The 2107-nt window shown below is 68.4% G+C and carries 2 protein-coding genes; one reads left to right on the forward strand and one right to left on the reverse strand.

All coding sequences use genetic code 11. The features are described 5' to 3' along the window. Positions 1-963, reverse strand: a 963-nt coding sequence (locus tag FJY88_13800; protein ID MBM3288400.1) for a M1 family metallopeptidase, incomplete at its 3' end; no start/stop codon positions are given. A gap of 157 nt (positions 964-1120) precedes the next feature. Here FJY88_13800 and FJY88_13805 point away from each other — a divergent pair. After that, positions 1121-2095 (forward strand): hypothetical protein, encoded by a 975-nt coding sequence (locus FJY88_13805; protein MBM3288401.1) that lies wholly within the window; start codon positions 1121-1123, stop codon positions 2093-2095. The last annotated feature ends 12 nt before the right edge of the window (positions 2096-2107 follow it).

The raw sequence follows: 2107 nt of genomic DNA on the forward strand, positions 1-2107 counted from the left end.
CTTGGAAAAAGGATAGCGGCCGATCAAGTTCTCGTAGAGATCGATGTAGCGCTTCGTGCCGTCGATGTAACGCTTGCAGATCTCCTCGCCCGTATCCTGGTAGGTGTAGGTCATGACATCGACATCGCCGTGCTTCTCCTGTCGCGTCACATAGGGGCCCGCGATCAGGTAGATCTCCTCCATCGGTTGCGGGGAATCCCAGACGCTCGCGCGCAGGCCGTCTCGCGTATCCGTGCGGATCAGCCCTCCCTGCGAGACGCTCTGCCAGTTGGAGGGCGTGACGATCTCGCAGCGATAGGTGAAGCGCTCGTCCGGGCGGGTCGGTATCCAGAATGTGGCGCCGCCCAGAAACGCGCCCCGAGGATCGATGAGCCCCGACGTCGTCTCGAATCCCCGGGCATAGGCGACCCTCGGCGGGCGGAGCGAGTCATAGACGGTCCCGCCATAAGAGAGGACGACGCGCATCGACTCGGGCCAGGTCCCCGCCGCCCCCTCCAGCTCGAGCGCGATCGATCGCGCGCGCTCGTATCCCTCCAGCTCTTCATAGGGAGGATCCGTCCAGAAGTCGCGGGGCTTGAAGCTCTCGTCTCGCGCCCGGATCGGGTCCCCGGCGACTCTCTCGACACGATCGATCCGGAGGTCCGCGGAGAGAAGGAGCGGGAACGGCCGCGTCGCCGGAACGCCGGGTCGGTGGCGGATGGTCAGCGTGTCGATCACTTCAAGCCGCGCGGCGGCCGGATCGACCCGGGCGCGCAGGAAGTGAGCGTCGATCCACCCGCCGGCCGGATTCTCCCCATAGCCCCCGGCGCCGGTCCGGACCGCCGTGAGAAGGCTCGCCATGACCCCGATAGCCGCCAGAGCCGCCAGCCGGCCGGCCGGCCGCGGAGGCCGTCCGGCGCCGGCGGGTCGCTTGCGCCCTCCGGACCCCTGCGCCGCGCGCACGACAGATGAGACCGCGCCCACGCGAGCCCTCCCCGTCGATCGGCCAGCCCCGCCCAAGCGCGGAGACGCCGATCTTCTCTCGACTCCGTGTATCATAACCGCATCCGGCCGGAGGTTCTCCGTCCGGCGATCCACGACGGGCCGAGCGGGATCCCCGCGGATCCGGGAGGAACAGCCCATGTCCGAGGCGCAGAGGGAAATCCTGAGACTCGTTGCCGAGGGGAAGATCACCCTGGAGGAAGCGGAGCGCATGCTCAACGCGTTGCGCCCACCGGCCGGGGCGAAGGGGGAGGCCCAAGACACCGGGGCGAAGGGGGAGGCCCAAGGCGCCGGCGCGAAGGGGCAGGAGACGGTTGAAGGAGAGTCCGAGGCGTGGCAGGCGCAGGGCAAACGCGTCGCGGAGGGGGTGGCGCAGATCATGCAGGAAGTCGGCGAGACGGTCCGCCGGACGGTCGAGGACGCCGTCGCCGCCACCCAAAGGGCGTTCGAGGAACACAGGCCGACCACCGAGGCGGTCCCGATCAAGGATGGACGGATCGAAATCCCAGCGGGCGCACGGCTCAAGATCCAGCAGGCCGTCAGGGTCTCCTTGGGCGGCGGATCGAAGGGTGGAAATGTCATCCTGCGTGCATCGCAGGCAGGCCATCTTCTTATCGTCCGTGGGGAAGCGATCGAAGCGCACCACGATGGGCTGGACTACGTCCTTACGTGGGCCAAGGGGAACCTCGAGATGGAGATTCCCGGAAACCTCGCCGGCCTCGACGTGCGCTGCATGGGAGGAGATCTCGAGATCGTGCAATTCCAGGGGGCGATGACGGCCGAGACGATGGGCGGCGAGCTGCGCGTTCAGTCCCCGCGGGGGATTTTCCGCTTCCGCACGCTCGGGGGAAGGGTCCGCATCGCGGATCTCGAGCTGAAAGAAGGTGCGGCGTCGGTCAGCTCGGCCGGCGGGGACGTGCAGATCGAGGTGTCCGCCGCTTCGTCGCTCACGATCCGGGCTTCGACCCTCGGCGGGACTCTCGACCTTCCCCCGGAGAGCGAGCGAGAGCGTCAGGGCCGCGCGCGGCGGCGCGCGGTCTGCGTGATCGGCGAGGGGGCGGCGGAGCTGCGCATCGACACACTGGGAGGCGGAATCCGGATCAGACGAGGTTGAGGCGATCGACCC

The sequence above is a fragment of the Candidatus Eisenbacteria bacterium genome (genome assembly GCA_016867495.1).
Classification (GTDB): Bacteria; Eisenbacteria; RBG-16-71-46; order CAIMUX01; family VGJL01; genus VGJL01.